The 20,538-nt window shown below is 65.3% G+C and carries 17 protein-coding genes; 10 read left to right on the top strand and 7 right to left on the bottom strand.

All coding sequences use genetic code 11. The features are described 5' to 3' along the window. Positions 1-3: 3 nt before the first annotated feature. The 6 genes from ACPRTJ_RS04750 to ACPRTJ_RS04725 form a co-directional block, all read right to left on the bottom strand. Positions 4-1,440, bottom strand: a complete 1,437-nt coding sequence (locus ACPRTJ_RS04750; RefSeq protein WP_426428241.1) for a DUF6384 family protein — start codon at positions 1,438-1,440, stop codon at positions 4-6. After that, positions 1,440-2,579, bottom strand: a complete 1,140-nt coding sequence (locus tag ACPRTJ_RS04745) for a hypothetical protein (RefSeq protein WP_043860401.1) — start codon at positions 2,577-2,579, stop codon at positions 1,440-1,442. The genes ACPRTJ_RS04750 and ACPRTJ_RS04745 overlap by 1 nt, the downstream gene beginning before the upstream one ends. Positions 2,580-2,725: 146 nt before the next feature. Further along, complete coding sequence (gene leuA, locus ACPRTJ_RS04740; RefSeq protein ID WP_043860402.1) at positions 2,726-4,399, bottom strand: 2-isopropylmalate synthase; 1,674 nt, start codon at positions 4,397-4,399, stop codon at positions 2,726-2,728. 310 nt (positions 4,400-4,709) lie between these two features. Then, positions 4,710-5,534, bottom strand: a complete 825-nt coding sequence (locus tag ACPRTJ_RS04735; RefSeq protein WP_116052986.1) for a M23 family metallopeptidase — start codon at positions 5,532-5,534, stop codon at positions 4,710-4,712. 3 nt (positions 5,535-5,537) lie between these two features. Further along, on the bottom strand, positions 5,538-6,917 hold the full coding sequence (gene xseA, locus ACPRTJ_RS04730; RefSeq protein ID WP_054915069.1) for an exodeoxyribonuclease VII large subunit: 1,380 nt from the start codon (positions 6,915-6,917) through the stop codon (positions 5,538-5,540). A 113-nt stretch (positions 6,918-7,030) separates the two neighbouring features. Then, the gene (locus ACPRTJ_RS04725) at positions 7,031-7,912 is read right to left on the bottom strand and encodes a LysR family transcriptional regulator (protein ID WP_210014707.1); all 882 of its coding nucleotides are present in this window, start codon (positions 7,910-7,912) and stop codon (positions 7,031-7,033) included. A 112-nt stretch (positions 7,913-8,024) separates the two neighbouring features. On the opposite strand from ACPRTJ_RS04725, the gene ACPRTJ_RS04720 reads away from it, so the two are divergent. The 5 genes from ACPRTJ_RS04720 to ACPRTJ_RS04700 all read left to right on the top strand — a co-directional run bounded on the left by ACPRTJ_RS04720 (position 8,025) and on the right by ACPRTJ_RS04700 (position 13,046). Then, positions 8,025-8,807, top strand: a complete 783-nt coding sequence (locus ACPRTJ_RS04720; protein ID WP_370408961.1) for a sulfite exporter TauE/SafE family protein — start codon at positions 8,025-8,027, stop codon at positions 8,805-8,807. Positions 8,808-8,824: 17 nt separating this feature from the next. Next, positions 8,825-9,382: a hypothetical protein gene (locus tag ACPRTJ_RS04715; RefSeq protein ID WP_054915068.1), complete on the top strand. Its 558-nt coding sequence runs from the start codon at positions 8,825-8,827 to the stop codon at positions 9,380-9,382. Positions 9,383-9,466: 84 nt separating this feature from the next. After that, entirely contained in the window at positions 9,467-10,936 is a 1,470-nt protein-coding gene (gene guaB / locus ACPRTJ_RS04710) for an IMP dehydrogenase (RefSeq protein WP_043860652.1), read from the top strand. A gap of 79 nt (positions 10,937-11,015) precedes the next feature. Beyond that, a complete protein-coding gene (gene guaA / locus ACPRTJ_RS04705; RefSeq protein WP_043860651.1) occupies positions 11,016-12,593 on the top strand; it encodes a glutamine-hydrolyzing GMP synthase in 1,578 nt (525 codons plus the stop codon). Positions 12,594-12,692: 99 nt separating this feature from the next. Further along, the gene (locus ACPRTJ_RS04700; RefSeq protein WP_426428237.1) at positions 12,693-13,046 is read left to right on the top strand and encodes a winged helix-turn-helix transcriptional regulator; all 354 of its coding nucleotides are present in this window, start codon (positions 12,693-12,695) and stop codon (positions 13,044-13,046) included. Positions 13,047-13,048: 2 nt separating this feature from the next. Here ACPRTJ_RS04700 and ACPRTJ_RS04695 read toward each other — a convergent pair whose 3' ends face one another. Further along, entirely contained in the window at positions 13,049-13,597 is a 549-nt protein-coding gene (locus ACPRTJ_RS04695; protein WP_100633051.1) for an NAD(P)H-dependent oxidoreductase, read from the bottom strand. 198 nt (positions 13,598-13,795) lie between these two features. On the opposite strand from ACPRTJ_RS04695, the gene ACPRTJ_RS04690 reads away from it, so the two are divergent. From ACPRTJ_RS04690 to ACPRTJ_RS04670, 5 genes are all read left to right on the top strand, one after another. Then, a complete protein-coding gene (locus ACPRTJ_RS04690) occupies positions 13,796-14,710 on the top strand; it encodes a LysR family transcriptional regulator (RefSeq protein ID WP_058541552.1) in 915 nt (304 codons plus the stop codon). Between the two features lie 34 nt (positions 14,711-14,744). After that, a complete protein-coding gene (locus tag ACPRTJ_RS04685; protein WP_104571850.1) occupies positions 14,745-16,202 on the top strand; it encodes a gamma-aminobutyraldehyde dehydrogenase in 1,458 nt (485 codons plus the stop codon). A 269-nt stretch (positions 16,203-16,471) separates the two neighbouring features. Further along, on the top strand, positions 16,472-17,629 hold the full coding sequence (locus ACPRTJ_RS04680; protein WP_043860647.1) for an iron-containing alcohol dehydrogenase: 1,158 nt from the start codon (positions 16,472-16,474) through the stop codon (positions 17,627-17,629). A 10-nt stretch (positions 17,630-17,639) separates the two neighbouring features. Beyond that, positions 17,640-18,971 carry an APC family permease gene (locus ACPRTJ_RS04675; protein ID WP_327780905.1) on the top strand — a complete coding sequence of 444 codons (1,332 nt, stop codon included), beginning with the start codon at positions 17,640-17,642 and terminating at the stop codon, positions 18,969-18,971. 122 nt (positions 18,972-19,093) lie between these two features. Continuing rightward, the gene (locus ACPRTJ_RS04670; RefSeq protein WP_054915058.1) at positions 19,094-20,518 is read left to right on the top strand and encodes a gamma-aminobutyraldehyde dehydrogenase; all 1,425 of its coding nucleotides are present in this window, start codon (positions 19,094-19,096) and stop codon (positions 20,516-20,518) included. Positions 20,519-20,538 lie beyond the last annotated feature (20 nt).

Here is a 20,538-nt window from a genome sequence, read left to right as displayed (position 1 = left end):
TCATCACCAGTCCAGGATCATGTCGGGTTTGGCGACACGTTGGTTGAATTTCAGGCTCAGCATGTTGGCAGGCTTGCTGCCCATGGCGAGGTCGTCGATGTGGCCGTCGCTGAGTTTGTCTTCCTTGACCTTGAGGTACTCGGCCTGGCTGACCCGCACACCAAAGTAGGACGCCCAGCGCGATTCGCCGGTTTCCGAACTGGTGACCGGCACGCTGATCGGGTTGCCGGCGGCGTCCACGGCCTCGACCACCAGGTACCAGCTCTTGCCCTGCAGGGAGTCACCGCCCTGGTTGCACAGCGCCTGGTCATAGCAGCGCTCGACCCCCGACTTGACGCCGTAGCGGTCCACCACCCGCAGCTCCAGTGCCTGACGGGCGAACACCAGCAGGCTGTCAAGCGTCGACAGGTGGTCGCTGGCCTGGCGTGCCTGCAGGGCGTCGATGGCCTTGTCGACCTGGGCGGCCTGGGCACGCACCACCCGCAGGTCGTTCGGCGGCAGGCGCAGGGCGGGCAACTGCTGCTCGATTTCGTCCAGGCGCCGGATCAGCGGCTGGACCTGCTGAATGCGATCGAGCTGGCTTTCGAGCTCACCGACTTCACGGTCGACCACCTCGATGCCCTGGGTGTCGGCGTTGCCGATGGCCTGGTCGGCCACCCGGGCCTGCTGCGCCATCACCCCGAAACGCTTGGCGCCTGCGGTGAACGCCGGGTTGTGCAGTACGGCCTGCAGGCGGTTGCGGGCATCGATAATGGCCTGGACGTCGTTCAGGCCCTTGTCGGCCTGCCTCAGTTGCGCGCGCGCCGACTGGGTGTTGCGTTCGTAGGTATCGAGGTCCTGCTGCACGCTGTCGCGGTTGTCGCTGTCGATCAGTTGCGGCCACGGTCGGTGCGTCAGCAGTGTCTGAACCTGCGTCAGCCGCTCGGCAAGCGGCCCCAGCAGGCGCGTGGCCGCGGGCTCGGGCTGTTGCGCGACGGCTTGCTGCAACGCATCGAGGCGCGACTGGTGCTGCGCAAGGTCGGCGCTCAGATCGCTGCTGCGATACTCGGCCGTACGGACGTTGTCCTGCACCTTGGAGCTCTTGGCGGTGTCGTTCACCACCCGGGTGCACTGTACGGCCAGCAGCGCGACGACGATCAGTTGCAGGATGCGCATGAGCTTCCTGCGGTTGAGCAGCAGGCGCGTGGTCAGGCGTTGCAGTGCGGTCTGTTCGGGCGCCTCGAAGGCCAGGCGCCGGGCGAAGAACGCCCGCACACCCTGTTCGATCAGCGCATCGTCATAGGCGATGCCCTGGGCCTGGTAGTAGGTGCGGATACGCTCGGCGACTTCAGCACGGCGCTGCGGCAGGTTCAGGTGCTCCTGCACCTGCATCTGCTGATGGCGCAGCTGGTCGACCACCGCCATCGCGCCCAGCTGTTCGGACAGAGGAACACTGCTCATCAGGCGGCCTTGGTCAGCAGGGCGGCGAACTTGCGCTTGGCCTCTTCGACGGCTTCGGCGATATCCCGGGCGGCGTTGCTCGACTCTGCGCGGTAGGTGTCGGCCATCTGCTTCATGTCGGTCTGGAACGACAGCGTGGCGTCAGCCAGGGCGCGCACCGAGTCGACCTTGATGGTCGAGCCGTAGCTGGCCTTGACCGCGGCTTCGAGCTGCTGGTTGCCGGTGCTGCCCAGCGACTCCAGGCCCTGGCTGATGCCGTCGGTGGTGGCATTGAGGGTGTGGGTGGCTTCGGCCAGGCCGCTGTTGGCGGTGAACGACACGGCAAGCCCGGTGAGCACCACTTCGTTGGTGGAAAAGAACGACACCATGCGCTGGTATTGACGCTCCTTGATCACGTGCACCTGATTGATGCGTGCAAAGACCATTTCGGCGGTGTTGTAGCCGACCTTCAGGTCATCGGCGATGTCCTTGATGATCTGGTAGCGCTTGTCTTCGTCCTGCAGGGCGCGCACGGCTTCATCGCGGCCCAGTTCCAGCGCGGCGCGTGCGGCGGGCTCGGCGCTTTCGGCGTCGGCGACCCGGGCGTTGGCCTCGTTCAGGGCCAGGGTGCGCTGCTGCAGGGCCTCGCCAGCGATGGCCAGCACCTGCTGGGCTTCCACCTCGGCGGCTTTCATGGCCATGCGAAAGTCCATGTACGACTCCAGGATCACGCTCTCGCGGGCGATCTGGTCGTTGGCCGACTTGCACACCTTCAGGTAATTTTCGCGGATATCGGCAAAGCGGCTGGGGATGGAGCCGCGACGCACGTTCATCCAGGTCAGCTTGATCTTTTCCATCGCGTCCAGGCGCCCGTCATCCATCCAGCCGGCCATGGCGGCGGCGTCCTCGCGGATGGAGGTGAAGCTCTGCGTGATGTCCATGAAGCGCGTGGAGATGTCCATGCCTTCGATCTGCTCGCGCACCATGCTGTTGAAGCTGGTGGCCTGCTGCAGCACGGTGGCGATGGAGGTGACCTTGGTGGTGTCGTAGTGGGCCACGCGGTCCAGCAGTACCAGAACCGGGGCATCCTGAACGGGCTGGATGAAGTTGATGCCGATGGTGCGCAGGCTGGTGAGTGCCCGTTCCAGGTAGTGGCTCATTGAGTGTCCTTACAGGTGTGGCAAAAATAATGAGGCCGGCAGTATACCGAGCACGCCAGCGCCCCGCAGGCTTTCGCACAACCAAAAAAAATGCCCGCCTCCGTATCAGAGGCGGGCATTGCATGCAGCAGCGTGTCAGTTGGCGTTTACGCCGCCTTAGCAGCCTGCTGGCTCAGCGAGCGGTTCAGTGCGCTGAACAGCGCCTTGAAGCTGGCGGTGGTGATGTTTTCATCGATACCCACGCCGTGCACCGGACGACCACCAGCCACGCGCAGTTCGATGTAGGCCGCCGCCTTGGCGTGGGTACCGGCACCGATGGCGTGCTCGTTGTAGTCCATGATTTCCACGGCTACCGGCAGGCCGGCCACCAGGGCCTCGAGGGCGCCGTTGCCCTTGCCGCGCCAGTGCAGGGTGGTTTCGCCTTCACCGGCCACTTCCACTTCCACGGCGCTGTGGCCGTTCTCTTCCTGCAGGCGATGGCTGACCAGCGCATACGGGGCGTTGGCTTGCAGGTACTCGCTCTGCAACAGCTTGTAGATCTGCTGGGCGGTCATTTCCAGGCCCAGGCGGTCGGTCTCGCCCTGTACCACCTGGCTGAACTCGATCTGCATGCGACGCGGCAGGCTGATGCCGTATTCCTGTTCGAGCAGGTAGGTGATGCCACCCTTGCCCGACTGGCTGTTGACGCGGATCACCGCCTCGTAGCTGCGGCCGATGTCGGCCGGGTCGATCGGCAGGTACGGTACTTCCCACAGGGTGTCTTCTTTCTGCTGGGTGAAGCCCTTGCGGATCGCATCCTGGTGCGAGCCGGAGAACGCGGTGTGCACCAGGTCGCCCACATACGGGTGACGCGGGTGCACCGGGATCTGGTTGCACTCTTCGACCACCTTGCGCACGCCGTCGATGTCGGAAAAGTCCAGCTCCGGGTCCACGCCCTGGGTGTAGAGGTTCAGGGCCAGGGTCACCAGGTCGACGTTGCCGGTACGCTCGCCGTTGCCGAACAGGCAGCCTTCGACACGGTCGGCGCCGGCCATCAGGCCCAGCTCGGTGGCAGCCACGCCGGTGCCACGGTCGTTGTGGGTGTGCAGGCTGATGATCACGCTGTCACGGCGCGACACGTTGCGCCCGAACCACTCGATCTGGTCGGCATAGATGTTCGGGGTGGAAACTTCCACGGTGGCTGGCAGGTTGAGGATCACCTTGTGTTCGGGGGTCGGGTTCCACACCTCGATCACCGCGTCGCAGACTTCCTTGGCGAACTCCAGTTCGGTAGCGCTGAAGGTCTCTGGCGAGTACTGGAACGTCCAGTGGGTTTCCGGCTGCTGGGCGGCGTACTTGACGAACAGCTTGGCCGCGTTCACCGCGATGTCCTTGACGCCCTGCTTGTCCTGGTTGAAGACAATGCGGCGGAATGCCGGGCAGGTGGCGTTGTACAGGTGCACGATGGCCTTCTTGGCCCCGCGCAGCGATTCGAAGGTACGTGCGATCAGGTCTTCACGGGCCTGGGTCAGCACCTGGATGGTGGTGTCGTCCGGGATGTGGCCGTCTTCGATCAGGGTACGCACGAAGTCGAAGTCGGTTTGCGAGGCCGATGGGAAGGAGGCCTCGATTTCTTTCACGCCCACGCTGACCAGGGTCTTCCAGAAGCGCAGCTTCTTGACCGCATCCATCGGCTCGATCAGCGACTGGTTGCCGTCGCGAAGGTCCGAGCTGCACCAGATCGGCGCGGCTGTGATGGTCTTCGAGGGCCAGGTGCGGTCAGGCAGGTTTACCTGAGCGAAGGCACGGTATTTTTTCGAAGGGTCTTTGAGCATGGTCATGAAAGCAATCCTTATTGTGCGGCCTTGAAAGGGGCCCGCCGAACGTACAAGTGATGAATGGGCGAGGCGACGCGATTCAGCTTGGTAGTCGGGCACTGACCAGGCAAAGGCTGCGATGTTGGCGAAGCAGGATGAGGGTGTGCGTGGTTTTCATGGGTTCAACCCTAACCAGTGGGGTGAACGATGGCAAGCACTGCAAAAAAATTGAGAGGAATGCTTAAAAACTGAAGAATGTCGTGATTTTATAGCGCCGACCAATCAAAAAGACCGCGCCAGTTGCGCGGTCTTTTTGATTGGCGCAAGACGCTGATCAAGGCTGGAAGGCCCCGATGAAGATCGCCGGATCGACCCGTGCGTCGTTCAGGCTGACGTTCCAGTGCATGTGCGGCCCGGTGGCGCGGCCAGTGGAGCCCACCCGTCCGACGATGGCGCCACGGCTCAGTTGCTGGCCGGGTTTCACGTCGATCTTCGACATATGGCAGAACATGCTGATGAAGCCCTGGCCGTGGTCGACGAACACGGTGTTGCCGTTGAAGAAGTAGTTGCCGATCAGGATCACCTTGCCGTTGGCCGGGGTCTTGATCGGGGTACCGGCGGGCACGGCGAAGTCCAGGCCGGCATGCGGGTTGCGTTCCTCGCCGTTGAAGAAGCGACGCACGCCGAACTTGCTCGACAGCGGGCCGTTGACCGGCTTGTCGAGGAGCAGGTTGCTCGGCAGGTTGGGGCTGAAGCTGCGGTAGGCCTTGAGCTGCTCGGCCAGTTCGGCGTCGATGCGCTTGAGGTCGGCCGGGTTGGGGTTGACCTGGCGCTGGTTCTTCAGAGTGATGCGCTGCTCGGGGTACTTCTTGCTGGCGACCGTGAAGCTCAGGGTGCGCTCGCCCTGGGTCAGGCTGGCGGTGCCGGGCTTCTGGGTCAGCGGCAGGCCGACAATGGCCAGCCAGGTGTCCTGCTCGCGTACCACCAGCACCGGCTTGCCGTCGAAGCGTGCCTGAGGGGCCTGGGCGGCGGGGCCGAGGTCGACCACCGCGACGCCGCCGGGCACCGGCTTGTTCAACTGGCGGGTGATGTAGCTGGCCTGGGCGGTGCCGGCGAAGGCCAGGCAGAGGACGAGCAGCGGGGCAAACAGTCGGGGCATGAGTCAGTCCAGTAGAGAGAGCGTGACCGGGGTCAGGTGGTTGTCTTCGACCCGCACCTGCAGCTCGCCTTCGCCCAGGCGGGCGGTCAGGCGCTGGCCGTTGCGGGTCTGCGCGGCGCTGCGGATGGCCTGGCCGCGCTCGTCGAGCAGAATGCTGTAGCCACGGCTGAGGGTGGCCAGCGGGCTGACCACCTGCAGTGTCTGCACCTGCACCTGCAGGTGCTGGCGGCGGGTGGCGAGGGTCTGGCGCATGGCTCGCGGCAGGCGCTCGGCGAGGTTGTCCAGGCGTTGCTTGAGCAGCGCCAGGGCACGCCCGGGGTGCTGCGCGGCCAAGCGGGTATCCAGGCGTGCCAGGCGTTCGCGGCGCTGGTTCAGGCGCTGCTCGAAGGCGCGGCGCAGGCGCATGTCCAGGTCGTCGAGGCGCTGGGCCTGCTGGCGCAGGCGTTCGCCGGGGTGGCGCAGACGCCGCGCCAGGCTGTCCAGGCGCAGCCGGTCATGGGCCAGGCGGTTCTGGATGCGCAGCAGCAGGCGGCGTTGCAGGCTTTCCAGGCGTCGGCCCAGGTCGCTGCTGTCGGGGGCCAGCAGTTCGGCGGCGGCCGAAGGGGTGGGGGCGCGCACGTCGGCGACGAAGTCGCTGATCGACACGTCGGTTTCATGCCCCACGGCGCTGACGATGGGCGTGACGCAGGCAGCGATGGCACGGGCCACGGCTTCTTCGTTGAAGCACCAGAGGTCTTCCAGCGAGCCGCCGCCACGGGCCAGGATCAGCGCGTCGAAGCCTTGCGCATCGGCGCGTTGCAGGGCCCGCACGATCTGGTTGATGGCTTCGCGGCCCTGCACGGCGGTGGGTATCAGGGTCAGCTCCACCTGCGGGGCGCGGCGGCGGAACACGCTGATGATGTCGCGGATCACCGCGCCAGTGGGCGAGCTGACGATGCCGATACGCTGCGGGTGGGCGGGCAGGGCGCGCTTGCGTTCACTGCTGAACAGGCCCTCGTTGCCGAGCTTTTCCTTGAGCGCGTCGAAGGCCAGGCGCAGGGCGCCGTCACCGGCCGGTTCGACGGTGTCGAGGATCAGCTGATAGTCGCCGCGCCCCTCGAACAGCGAGACCTTGCCACGCACCTTGACCGCCAGGCCGTCGCGCAATGCCTGGCGCACGCGGGCGGCGTTGTTGCGAAACAGTGCACAGCGCACCTGGGCGCCGCTGTCCTTGAGGGTGAAGTAGACGTGGCCGGAGGCGGGCCGGGCGAGGTTGGAGATTTCGCCCTCGACCCAGATGTTGCTGAACACGTCCTCGAGCAGCACGCGGGCGCGGCCGTTGAGCTGGCTGACGGTAAGGACCTCGCGGTCCAGGCCGAGTCTTTCGAAAGGGTCTTTGATCATGCGGGGCATCATAAAGGGAATCGCGCGGTCTTTGCAGTCCCGGCAGGTGGCGGCGCTGCTTGCCGGCTCCTACAGGTCATGCGCGGTCTCTTGCAGGAGACGACGTTGCCGGCTCAGCCCTGCATGTGCTCCACAAACTGATGCACCAACGGCCCGGCATCGCGTCGATAGGCCAGCGCCACCGTACTCACGCACCCCGCGTCGGCCAGCGGCACGAAGCGCAGCGCCGCCGGCGCAATATCGCGCATGCACCGTGGCAGCAAGGCCACCCCGAACCCGGCCTGGATCAACTGCAACTGCGTGGTCTTGCGCGACACCACCCGCGCAGCCCGAGGGAAGAACCCTTCACGCATGCACAGCTCGGCCGACAGGTAGCTCAAGCCACCGCGCTGGCGGTGGGGGATGGAAATGAACGCCTCGTCGCGTAACTGCGCCAGGTACACCCTCGGCTCATCGGCCAGCGGGTGGTCTGCGGCCACCGCCAGCAGCAGCGGTTCGTCGAACAGCGGCTGCACGCACAGCCCTTCGTGCTGGCGCAGCACCGGCAGGCGCAGCAGGCCGAACTCCAGGCGACCTTCGGCCAGTTCCTCCAGTTGCGCCTCGGAAGATAGCTGCGCGATGTCCATCGACACGCCGGGGTTGTGCTGCAGGTAGCCCGTGAGCCGATCCAGCAGCGCGCCGGTCAGCGGCACCGTGCTCGAATGGCTCAGGCGCAGGCTGCCGCGCAGGCCCTGACCGATTTCGGTGGCCAGGCGGCAGGCCTTCTCCAGCTCGCCCAGCAGGTTGCGGGCCCGCGGCAGAAACGCCAGGCCCGCTGCGGTCAGGCGCGGCTGGCGGGCGGTGCGTTCGAACAGCGGGGTGGCCAGCTGACTCTCCAGCTCCTTTATCTGCCGGCTCAGCGCCGACTGCGCGACGAACAGGCGCTCGGCGGCAGCACTGAAACTGCCGGACTCGGCAATCTCGACGAAGTAGCGCAACTGTCGGGTAGAGATCATGAGGGATGCCTTTTCGAGATGGCTGATGGCGCAATTGCATATTAGTCGGCATGGCTGGCCAATGGCTAAAGTTCGTCTGAACGCTGCCTCACTCACGACTCAGGCATACACCATGCTCTCCACACTGCTCGACTCGCTCCCTTTCACTGCGCTCCAATGGCTGCCGATACTGCTTGGCATCGGCGTCGCCTACATCGTGTTCGGCATCGCCGGCTTCGGCACCGCGCTGGTCGCCGGGCCGGTCCTGATCAACTTCATGCCGCTGTCGCGCATCATCCCGTTGCTGGTGCTGCTGGACTTCGTCGCTGCCTTCGGCAACTGGCTGCCGGCGCGCAAGGCCGTGGTGCGCGGCGAACTGCTGCGCCTGCTGCCGTGCATGGCCATCGGCTGCACCCTGGGCGTGGTGTTCCTGCTCAACCTCAAGTCCGACCTGCTGCTGTTGCTGATGGGCCTGTTCATCAGCGCCTATGCGCTCTACAGCCTGGCGGTGAAGGTTAAGCCGGCGCGCCTGAATGCCGGCTGGTCGGTGCCGATGGGTATCACCGGCGGCCTGTTCGGTGCGCTGTTCGGCAGCGGCGGCTTCCTCTATGCCATCTACCTCAATGCCCGGCTCGACGCCAAGGAGCAGGTGCGCGCGACCCAGAGCGCGCTGATCAGTTGCAGCACCGTGGTGCGCCTGAGCCTGTTCCTGATTGCCGGGGTATACGCCGACCTGCCGTTGCTGCTGCTTGCCCTGTGCCTGCTGCCGATGATGTTCGCCGGCCTGTGGGTTGGGCGCCGGCTGACCCTGAAGATGTCCCGCGAAACCTTCGTGCGGCTGGTCACCTGGCTGGTGCTGGCCAGCGGCATCGCGCTGATCGCGCGCTACCTGAGTGAGGTAAACTGGCACCTTTAACCTGTTCGGCCGCCTTCATGACATTCCAGAGCATCATCGTCCCCAAGATCTCCACCGTGCCGGTGCACGAGCCGCGCGCCCGCGCGATCCTGCGCTGGCTGGTACGCGAAAAGGTGATCGAGGAACAGCTCAGCACCTGCGGGCGCACCGGCAACCGCATGGGCTATGCCATCGCCGAGGGTGCGCGCAAGGTGGTCGAGCGGCCGCAGCTGCTACCGTACGGCCAGCCCGTCAATGGCCTGGAAGTCATCTACAAGCGCTGCATCTATACGCCCACCGAAGGCTTTCTCGAAGAAGCCGGCTGCGCCGAGTGCCGCCGGGAAGTGGGGGTGGAGCTGTTCGCCAGCCTGGAAGAGTGGATGCCCGGCATCAGCGACAACTTCACCTGCCCGCGCTGCGGCCATGAAGACGACATCAACGGCTTCCTTTACCTGCAGCCCTGTGCCTTTTCCAACCTGGGGTTCATCTTCAACAACTGGGGCGAGGCCGGTTTCAAGCCGTCTTTCATCGATGCCTTTGCCGACTGGCTCGACCAGCCGGTGGCAGTGGTGCAGGTAAAGCTGCAAGACAACTGACCGAAGGCCCATCTTTACATTGAGTCACACGGCGCGCATGAGTATAATGGCGCGCTTCCATTTTCCCGCCCGGGAGCCCCCGCGATGCTGCGTATCAGCCAAGAAGCCCTGACCTTCGACGACATTCTCCTAGTACCCGGTTACTCCGAGGTGCTACCTAACGAAGTCAGTCTCAAGACCCGTTTGACCCGTGGCATCGAGCTGAATATTCCACTGGTTTCCGCCGCCATGGACACCGTGACCGAAGCCCGTCTGGCCATTGCCATGGCCCAGGAAGGCGGCATCGGCATCATCCACAAGAACATGACCATCGAGCAGCAGGCAGCCGAAGTGCGCAAGGTCAAGAAGTTCGAGGCCGGCGTGGTCAAGGACCCGATCACCATCGAGGCCGACGCCACCGTACGCGACCTGTTCGAACTGACCCGCCTGCACAACATCTCCGGCGTGCCGGTGCTGCACAACGGCGACCTGGTCGGCATCGTCACCTCCCGTGACGTGCGCTTCGAAAACCGCCTCGACGCCACCGTGCGTGAAGTGATGACGCCCAAAGAGCGTCTGGTCACGGTCAGCGAAGGCGCCGACAAGAACGAGGCCCGCGAGCTGCTGCACAAGCACCGCATCGAGCGCGTACTGATCGTCGACGACAAGTTCGCCCTCAAGGGCATGATGACCGTCAACGACATCGAGAAAGCCAAGGCGTACCCGCTGGCCAGCAAGGACGACCAGGGTCGCCTGCGCGTCGGTGCTGCAGTGGGTACCGGCAAGGACACCGGCGACCGCGTGACCGCACTGGTTGCTGCCGGCGTCGACGTGGTGGTGGTCGACACCGCCCACGGCCACTCCAAGGGCGTTATCGACCGCGTGCGCTGGGTCAAGCAGAACTTCCCCGACGTGCAGGTGATCGGCGGCAACATCGCCACCGGCGCAGCCGCCAAGGCCCTGGCCGAAGCCGGCGCCGACGCGGTCAAGGTCGGTATCGGCCCTGGCTCGATCTGCACCACCCGTATCGTCGCTGGCGTCGGCGTGCCGCAGATCAGCGCCATCGCCAATGTGGCTGCCGCGCTGGAAGGCACCGGCGTACCGCTGATCGCCGACGGTGGCATCCGCTTCTCCGGTGACCTGTCCAAGGCCATCGTCGCCGGCGCCAGCGCCGTGATGATGGGTTCGATGTTCGCCGGTACCGAAGAGGCCCCGGGCGAGATCGAGCTGTTCCAGGGTCGTTCCTACAAGGCCTACCGCGGCATGGGCTCGCTGGGTGCGATGTCCCAGGCCCAGGGTTCCTCGGACCGCTACTTCCAGGACTCCTCGGCCGGTGCCGAGAAGCTGGTACCGGAAGGTATCGAAGGTCGCGTGCCATACAAGGGCACCCTGACCGCGATCATCCACCAGCTGATGGGCGGCCTGCGTTCCTCGATGGGTTACACCGGCAGCGCCAACATCGAAGAAATGCGTACCAAGCCCGAGTTCGTGCGCATCACCGGTGCCGGCATGGCCGAGTCCCACGTGCATGACGTGCAGATCACCAAGGAAGCGCCAAACTACCGCGTAGGTTGATGCTCCTGGCAATACCTGTAAGCGGGGCTGTTCACGACAGCCCCGCGTCGTTTCCGATTACCACTGACGAGATTGAGTCATGGCCCTCGACATTCACGCTCACCGTATCCTGATCCTCGACTTCGGTTCCCAGTACACCCAGCTGATCGCCCGCCGCGTGCGCGAAATCGGCGTGTACTGCGAACTGCACCCGTTCGACATGGACGACGAGGCGATTCGCGAATTCGCCCCCCGCGGGATCATCCTCGCCGGCGGCCCCGAGTCGGTGCACGAAGCCGACAGCCCGCGCGCGCCACAGGCCGTATGGGACCTGGGCGTACCGGTATTCGGTATCTGCTACGGCATGCAGACCATGGCCGAGCAACTGGGCGGCAAGGTTGAAGGTTCCGAGCTGCGCGAGTTCGGCTACGCCCGTGTCGATGTGGTCGGCAAGAGCCGCCTGCTCGACGGCATCGAAGACCACGTCGACGCTGACGGCGTATTCGGCCTGGACGTGTGGATGAGCCACGGTGACAAGGTCACCCGCATCCCGGAAGACTTCCACATCCTGGCCAGCACCCCAAGCTGCCCGATCGCCGGCATGTTCAACGATGATCGCGGCTACTACGGCGTGCAGTTCCACCCGGAAGTGACCCACACCAAGCAGGGCGGTCGCATCCTGTCGCGCTTCATCCTCGACATCTGCGGCTGCGAAGCACTGTGGACCCCGTCGAAGATCGCCGAAGACGCAATCGCCCAGGTGCGCGCCCAGGTCGGCACCGACAACGTGTTGCTGGGCCTGTCCGGCGGCGTGGACTCCTCGGTGGTTGCGGCGCTGCTGCACAAGGCCATCGGTGACCAGCTGACCTGCGTGTTCGTCGACAACGGCCTGCTGCGCCTGCACGAAGGCGAGCAGGTGATGGCCATGTTCGCCGAGAACATGGGCGTCAAGGTGATCCGTGCCAACGCCGAGGACCAGTTCCTGAACAACCTGGCCGGCGAAGCGGACCCCGAGAAGAAGCGCAAGATCATTGGTCGCACTTTCATCGACGTGTTCGATGCCGAGTCGAACAAGCTGCACAACATCAAGTACCTGGCCCAGGGCACCATCTACCCCGACGTGATCGAGTCGGCCGGTGCCAAGAGCGGCAAGGCCCACGTGATCAAGTCGCACCACAACGTCGGTGGCCTGCCGGAGGAAATGAACCTCAAGCTGGTCGAGCCGCTGCGCGAACTGTTCAAGGACGAAGTCCGTCGTCTGGGCCTGGAGCTGGGGCTGCCGTACGACATGGTCTACCGTCACCCGTTCCCGGGTCCGGGCCTGGGTGTGCGCATCCTGGGTGAAGTGAAGAAGGAATACGCCGACCTGCTGCGTCGTGCCGACCACATCTTCATCGAAGAGCTGCGCAAGGCCGACTGGTACCACAAGGTCAGCCAGGCCTTCGTGGTATTCCAGCCGGTGAAATCGGTGGGCGTGGTCGGTGACGGCCGTCGTTACGCCTGGGTGGTGGCGCTGCGTGCGGTCGAGACCATCGACTTCATGACCGCGCGTTGGGCGCACCTGCCATACGAACTGCTGGAAACCGTCAGCGGCCGCATCATCAACGAGATCGAAGGCATCTCGCGCGTCACCTACGACGTATCGAGCAAGCCGCCTGCGACGATCGAGTGGGAATGATCGGGCGTCCGGCATCCGCCGGAACCCGCTAGCGACCTACAGCCGAAAGCCCGCGTAATTGCGGGCTTTTTGCTACGCGCCTTTTGTCAGGAGAAGTACATGGTCAACCGCGTGTTCAGCTTTCCCATCGACGCTACCATCGAGGCCATCGGCGGGCGCTGGAAGTGCTCCATCCTGTGCCACCTGATGGAAGGCCCCAAGCGCACAGGCGAGCTGTTGCGCCTGATGCGCCCCTTGTCGTCGAAGGTGCTCACCGAGCAACTCAAGGAGTTGCAGGGCGATCTGCTGGTCGAGCGCGAAGCCTTCCCTGGCAAGGTGCCCAAGGTGCTGTATCGGGTGACCGAGCACGGCCGCACCTTGCAGCCGATCATCGATGCGATGTGCCAGTGGGGTGCCCTGCATTCAGGTAATGCGCTCGCCACCGAGACACCGCCGGCGCCCGCCGAAGGCTGAACTCAGGCTGCCTGGGCAAATTGGCGCAGGTAATCCAGGTAACCTTCGGCGTTGGCCTCCAGTTCCGCCGGGTCGATGGCGTACTCGGCGCCATAGAACACCCACGGGCGTACCGGCAGTGCTTCGATGTAGCGGAGGGTGACTTCCAGCGGGCGCAGCAGTTCGTCCAGGCTGTAGCTGTAACGCCCGCCGGCCCTGTAATCGTCTTGCCTGATGCCGGCAGAAATCGCCATGCCAATGCGTTTGCCCGCCAGCTGGCGCTGCCCTTCGCCGTGGCCGTAGGCAAAGTCGTGGGTGAGCACTTCGTCCTGCCATTGCTTGAGCAGCGGCGGGGTGCTGAACCAGTAGAACGGGAACTGCCACACGATGCTGTCATGGGCGCGAACCAGTGCCTGCTCGGCTTCCACGTCCAGCGCGCCGCCCTGGGGATACACCTCGTACAGGCGGTGCAGGGTGACGTTCATGTCGCTGGCTTCAAGGGCTTTCAACCAGGCCTGGTTGACCACGGATTTTTCCAGGTTGGGGTGGGCGAGAATGATCAGGGTGCGCATGGCTCGGTACTCCAGTGATTGAGGCGGGCAATCTAGGGCGGGCGTCAGATCCCCACAAGTACGCACTTTTTTGTAACCACCCGGGGCCGCCCACGCGGTTTCACGTTGAACCGCAGGCGCGGCGGTTTTCACCAAGCCATCGATAAAAAAGATATACACTCGCCTGCATCTATAAAAACAACGTACCGGGTAATGCCCATGATGACTCTGCGTCAGATCCGCCACTTCATTGCCGTGGCCGAGACCGGTTCGATCTCGGCTGCGGCCCAGGCGGTGTACATCTCCCAGTCCACCCTGACCCTGGCCATCCAGCAGCTGGAACAGGAAATCGGCGTGAGCCTGTTCAATCGCCACGCCAAGGGCATGCACCTGACCCACCAGGGCCATCAGTTCCTGCGCCAGGCGCACCTGATCCTGGCCACGGTGGACAACGCCAAGCGCAGCCTGCAGCAGAGCACCGACCAGGTCGCCGGCCAGCTGGTGGTGGGTGTGACCAGCCTGGTGGCGGGTTACTACCTGGCCGACCTGCTCACGCGCTTCCAGCGTGCCTACCCCAACGTCGAAATCCGCGTGATGGAAGACGAGCGACCGTACATCGAGCACCTGCTGGTCAGCGGCGAAATCGATGTGGGCGTGCTGATACTCTCCAACCTCGAAGACCGTCACGCCTTGCAATCGGAGGTGCTGACCCACTCGCCCTACCGGCTGTGGCTACCGGCCCAGCACCCGTTGCTCGAACACGACAGCATCAACCTGGGCGACGTGGCCCGGGAGTCGCTGATCCAGCTGAACGTCGACGAGATGGACCACACCGCCCAGCGCCAGTGGGCGCAGGCCGGGCTGCAGCCGCGTATCACCCTGCGCACGGCCTCCACCGAGGCGGTGCGCAGCCTGGTGGCAGCGGGCCTGGGGGTGTCGATACAGCCTGACATGACCTACCGCCCGTGGTCGCTGGAAGGCGACATCATCGAGGCCCGCCCGATTGCCGACCTGACCCAGACCCTCGACGTGGGCCTGGCCTGGCGCCGCGGCACGGCGCGCCCGGCGCTGGTCGACCCGTTTCTGACGGTCGCCCGCGAGCAGCCCCACGGCGGGCGCAAGTCATCCCTTTAGCCGCATGGCCACACCACAAGAAGGAACCCTGCACATGCCAGTCGCGCAGACCCCGTTGTCCACCGCACTCCTGATCGATGGCGAACTAGTCGCAGGCGAGGGCGTCGTCGAGCCGATCCTCAACCCGGCCACCGGCCAGGTGCTGACCCCTATCGCCGAAGCCAGCGCCGAGCAGACCGAGGCCGCGATCCTGGCCGCCCACCGCGCGTTCGCCGGCTGGGCCCGCACCACGCCGCAGCAGCGCTCCAACCTGCTGCTGGAGATCGCCAGTACCATCGAGCAGCACGCCGACGCCTTCGCCCGGCTCGAAGCGCTGAACTGCGGCAAGCCGCTGCACCTGGCGCGCAAGGACGACCTGAGCGCCACCGTCGATGTGTTCCGCTTCTTCGCCGGCGCGGTGCGCTGCCAGACCGGTCAGCTCAGCGGTGAATACGTACCTGGCTATACCAGCATGGTGCGCCGCGACCCGATCGGGGTGGTGGCATCGATCGCGCCGTGGAACTACCCGATCATGATGGCCGCCTGGAAGATCGCGCCGGCCCTGGCCGCAGGCAACACCCTGGTGTTCAAGCCGTCCGAGCACACCCCGCTGTCGATCCTGGCCCTGGCGCCGGCGCTGGCGCGGATCCTGCCGCGCGGGGTGATCAACATCATCTGCGGCGGTGGCGAGAACGTCGGCGCTCACCTGGTCGGCCACCCCAAGGTACGCATGGTCTCGCTGACCGGCGATATCGTCACCGGGCAGAAGATCCTCTCCACAGCGGCCAAAACCCTCAAGCGCACCCACCTGGAACTGGGCGGCAAGGCCCCGGTGATCGTCTGCGACGATGCCGACCTGCAGGCGGTGGTCGAGGGCGTGCGTGCCTATGGCTACTACAACGCCGGGCAGGACTGTACCTCGGCGTGCCGGGTCTACGCCCAGGCCGGCATCCACGACCGGCTGGTGGCCGAACTCGGGGCTGCGGTCAGCAGCATTCGCTATGCCGGCACGCACGATGCCGACAACGAGATCGGCCCGCTGATCAGCACGCGCCAGCGCGACCGGGTGTCCAGCTTCGTCGAGCGCGCCCTCAGCCAGCCGCACGTGGAGTGCGTCACCGGTGCGGCGATGCATGCCGGGCCCGGGTTCTACTACCAGCCGACGCTTCTGGCAGGCTGCAGGCAAACCGACGAGATCGTCCAGCGCGAGGTGTTCGGCCCGGTGGTCACCGTGACCCGTTTCGACGAGCTGGCCCAGGCCGTGGACTGGGCCAACGACTCCGAATACGGCCTGGCCTCGTCGGTGTGGACCCAGAACCTGGACAAGGCCATGCAGGTGGCGGCGCGCCTGCAGTACGGCTGCACCTGGATCAACAGCCATTTCATGCTGGTCAGCGAAATGCCCCACGGCGGGCTCAAGCGCTCGGGCTACGGCAAGGACCTGTCCAGCGACTCGCTGCAGGACTACAGCGTGGTGCGGCACATCATGGCGCGCCACGGGCAGCACCTGTAGGCCGCTACCCCCGGTGCACGGGGAGCATTCGATTTAATCGAATGCTCCCTTGAGTTTTTAGTAATTGTCGATCCGCTACCCGTGTCTTAGTGTCTGGCCCCATACCGGCCTGTGCCCACCGTGCAGCGCCTGGACAAGCGGTCCATCGGCTTCGGCGATCGGCAACCGCCACAACAATAACCAGACACCCACCGCCCAGGCGGCCCCTCTGACTCGTCTGCCATAACTACAACATTGCAAGTGCGCCCCAGTGCGAGAGGAACCTACCGATGCAATTCCAGTTTCTGTTACCTACCAAGATCGTCATGGAACCTGGCCTGCGCCAGCGTACCGGCGAGCACCTGACCGACCTGGGCCTGCGCCACGTGCTGCTGGTCACCGACCCGGGCGTGAAGAACGCCGGCCTGCTCGACAGCATCTATACCAGCCTGGACAAGGCCGGCGTGCGTTATGACGAGATCGTCGACGTCAAGCCCAACCCGCGCAGCGAAGACGTCAACCGCGCCGCCGAGCTGTATCGCGGCAAGGGCATCGATGGCGTGCTGGCAGTGGGTGGCGGCAGTGCGATGGACGCGGCCAAGGCGATCAGCGTACTGCTGACCCACGACGGCAAGGTCGAGGACTACGAAGGTGCCTTCACCCTCAAGGGCCCGGTGCTGCCTATCGTGGCGATCCCGACCACCGCAGGCACCGGCAGCGAGGTCACGTTCTTCTCGGTGATCACCGACACCCGCCGCCAGTTCAAGATGAGCATCCTGGACTACCGCATCGGCCCGGTTCTGGCGCTGCTCGACTCGGACATCACCGCCACGCTGCCGCCGCACATCGCCGCCGCCACCGGCATGGACGCGCTGACCCACGCCATCGAGGCCTACACCGGCAAGCCGGCCAACCCGATCAGCGACGGCCTGGCCCTGCACGCCATCCGCCTGATCGCGCAGTACCTCAAGCCCGCCGTGCAGGAGCCGGACAACCGCGAGGCCCGCGAACAGATGCTGATCGCCAGCCTGATTGCCGGCATGGCCTTCGGCAATGCCGACATCGCCAGCGTGCACTGCATCTCCGAAGCCATCGGCGGGATGTACGACACCCCGCACGGGGTGGGCAACGCGATCTTCCTGCCGTTCGTGTTCAGCCATAACCGCGACGCCGACCTGCGCCGCCATGCCGATGTCGCCTATGCCCTGGGTATCGACCCCAATCTTGGCGCCAGCGCTGCCGCCGAAGCGGGCGTGGAGCAGTTGTTCCGCATGAACCGCGAGCTGGGTATTCCGCGTTTCGCCGATGTGGCCGGGGTGCGCGAGGAGGACTTCCTGGCCATCGCAGAGAAGTCCAAGAGCAACATTTCCGATGCGAGCAACGCCAAGGAGATGTCAGTCGAGAGCTACCTCGACGTGATCCGCGCCGCCTACACCTACGCAGCCTGAGGCCCTAACCATGAGCGCATCGACTTCCCCCGCGCACCTGCGCCGGACCCTCGGGCCGGTGTCCGTGCTGTTGTTCGGCCTGGCCTTCATCGCCCCGCTGATCGTGTTCGGCACCTATGGCGTGATCGCCCAGGCCAGCCAGAACACCGTGGCGCTGTCCTATGTGGTGGCCTCCATCGGCGTGATCTTCACCGCCCTGAGCTACGGGCGCCTGGTGCGGATCTTCCCGGCGGCCGGTTCCGCCTACACCTACACCCGCAAGGTGTTCAACCCCGGCATCGGCTTCATGGTCGGCTGGGCCGCGCTGCTGGACTACTTCTTCATCCCGATGCTGATCTGGCTGCTGGGGGCCAGCTACCTGAGCCTGGCGTTCCCGGATGTACCGCAGTGGTGCTGGATCACCGGCTTCATCGTTTCCACCACCTTGCTCAACATCCTGGGCATCCAGGTCGCCAACCGCTTCAACATCATCCTGATGCTGATCCAGCTGACCATCATCGCGGTGTTCATCGCGCTGTGCTGGCACTACGTGTCGGCCATCAACGGCCCGGGCGGTCTGCTCTCGGTCAAGCCGTTCTTCAATGCCGACGTGCCGTTCTCGGCCACCATGGCCGGGGCCGCGATCGCCGCCTATTCGTTCCTGGGCTTCGACGCGCTGTCGACCCTGAGCGAAGAAACCGTCGAGCCCGAGCGCACCATCCCGCGTGCCATCCTGCTGGTGGCCCTGATCGGCGGCAGCCTGTACGTGGGCTCTTCGTACTTCATGTACCTGGCGCACCCGGCGGGCCTGTTCGAGAACATCGACGGCGCGGCCTTCGAAATCGCCAAGACCATCGGTGGCGACCTGTTCTTCGGCGTGGTACTCACCGGCATCATCATTGCCCACTTCGCCGCCGGCCTGTCGTTCCAGGCCAGCGTGGGGCGTCTGCTGTATGCCCTGGGCCGCGACAACCAGCTGCCGCAGAAGCTGTTCGGCGTGCTGCACCCGCGCTACAGGACCCCGGTATTCAACATCGCCCTGTGCGGGGCCTTCGGTTTCGTCGGGTTCGGCCTGACCATCGCCACGGCTACTTCGCTGGTCAACTTCGGCGCCTTCCTGGCCTTCACCTCGGTCAACCTGTGCGCACTGAAACTGACCTTCGACCGCAGCATCGGCGACAAGGCCGGCGTGGTCCGCGGGGTGATCTTCCCCCTGGCCGGCGCCTTCACCTCGGGCTGGATGTTGATCAGCCTGGATGCCGACGCGCTGATTCTCGGCTGTTGCTGGGTGCTGCTGGGGCTGGTGTACCTGGCCTGGCGCACCCGGCTGTTCAGCACGGCAGTGCCTGAAGCCGCACTCTGAACCTGCGGGCGCCCGGCGCCTGCCCCCCCTGTAATGCTCCCCCTGTGCGCAGCCCGGCTGCGGGCACGGGGCGCTTGCGACTTTTTTATGGCGGCGGCCAACCTCGCCGCACAGGAGAACCCATGCAAACCTGCCTGCTGATCAATGGACAACTCATCGCCGGTGAAGGCGAAACCCTGGCGGTGCTCAACCCGTCCCTGGGGGCCACGCTGGTGGAGATCCCCGAGGCCAGCCTGGCCCAGGTCGATGCCGCGGTGTGCGCTGCGGATGCGGCGTTCGACAGCTGGTCGCAGACCACCCCCAAGGACCGTTCGCTGCTGCTGCTCAAACTGGCCGATGCGATCGACGCCCACGCCCCGGAGCTGGCGCGCCTGGAAGCGGACAACTGCGGCAAGCCCTACGCGGCGGCACTCAACGACGAGCTGCCGGGCGTGGCCGACGTGTTCCGCTTCTTTGCCGGTGCCAGCCGCTGCCTGCAAGGCAGTGCCGCCGGCGAGTACCTGGAAGGGCACACCTCGATGATCCGTCGCGACCCGGTGGGCGTGGTGGCCTCCATCGCACCGTGGAACTACCCGCTGATGATGGCCGCCTGGAAGCTCGGGCCGGCCCTGGCCGCAGGCAATACCGTGGTGCTCAAGCCGTCCGAGCAGACGCCGCTGACCACCCTCAAGCTGGCGCAACTGATGGCGGAGATTTTCCCGGCAGGCGTGGTGAACGTGGTCTTCGGCCGCGGCCCGAGTGTCGGCAAGCCCCTGACCGGGCACCCCAAGGTGCGCATGGTGTCGTTGACCGGCTCGGTGGCCACGGGCAGCCGCATCATCGCCGGCACCGCCGACAGCGTGAAACGCATGCACATGGAGCTGGGCGGCAAGGCCCCGGTGATCGTGTTCGATGATGCCGATATCGATGCCGTGGTCGAAGGCGTGCGCAGCTTCGGCTTCTACAATGCCGGCCAGGACTGCACCGCCGCCTGCCGCCTGTATGTGCAGAAGGGCGTGTACGCGGCGTTCGTGAAGAAGCTCGGCGAGGCGGTGGCCAGCATCCGCTACGGCCTGCAGGACGACCCTGACACCGAGCTCGGGCCGCTGATCACCCAGCAGCATCTGGAGCGCGTGGAAGGCTTTGTGCAGCGCGCCCGCGAGCAGTCGCACATCGAGGTGGTGACCGGTGGCCAGCGTGTCGCCGGGCCAGGGTTCTTCTTCGAGCCGACCGTACTTGCCGGCGCCCGGCAGGACGACGAGGTGGTGCGCCATGAGATCTTCGGCCCGGTAGTCACGGTTACCGCCTTCGACGACGAGGCTCAGGCCCTGGCATGGGCCAACGATTCGGACTACGGCCTGGCCTCCTCGGTGTGGACCCGCGACGTGGGCCGCGCCCACCGTTTGGCCGCACGCCTGCAATACGGCTGCACCTGGGTCAACACGCACTTCATGCTGGTCAGCGAAATGCCCCACGGCGGCGCCAAGCTCTCCGGCTATGGCAAGGACATGTCGATGTATGGCCTGGAGGACTACACCACCGTGCGCCATGTGATGTTCAAGCACTAGTTGACGCACCAGGCCTAGCG

It is taken from the genome of Pseudomonas palmensis (genome assembly GCF_049942755.1).
GTDB classification, from domain to species: Bacteria; Pseudomonadota; Gammaproteobacteria; order Pseudomonadales; family Pseudomonadaceae; genus Aquipseudomonas; species Aquipseudomonas palmensis.
This window is presented reverse-complemented; position numbering and strand designations above follow the sequence as displayed.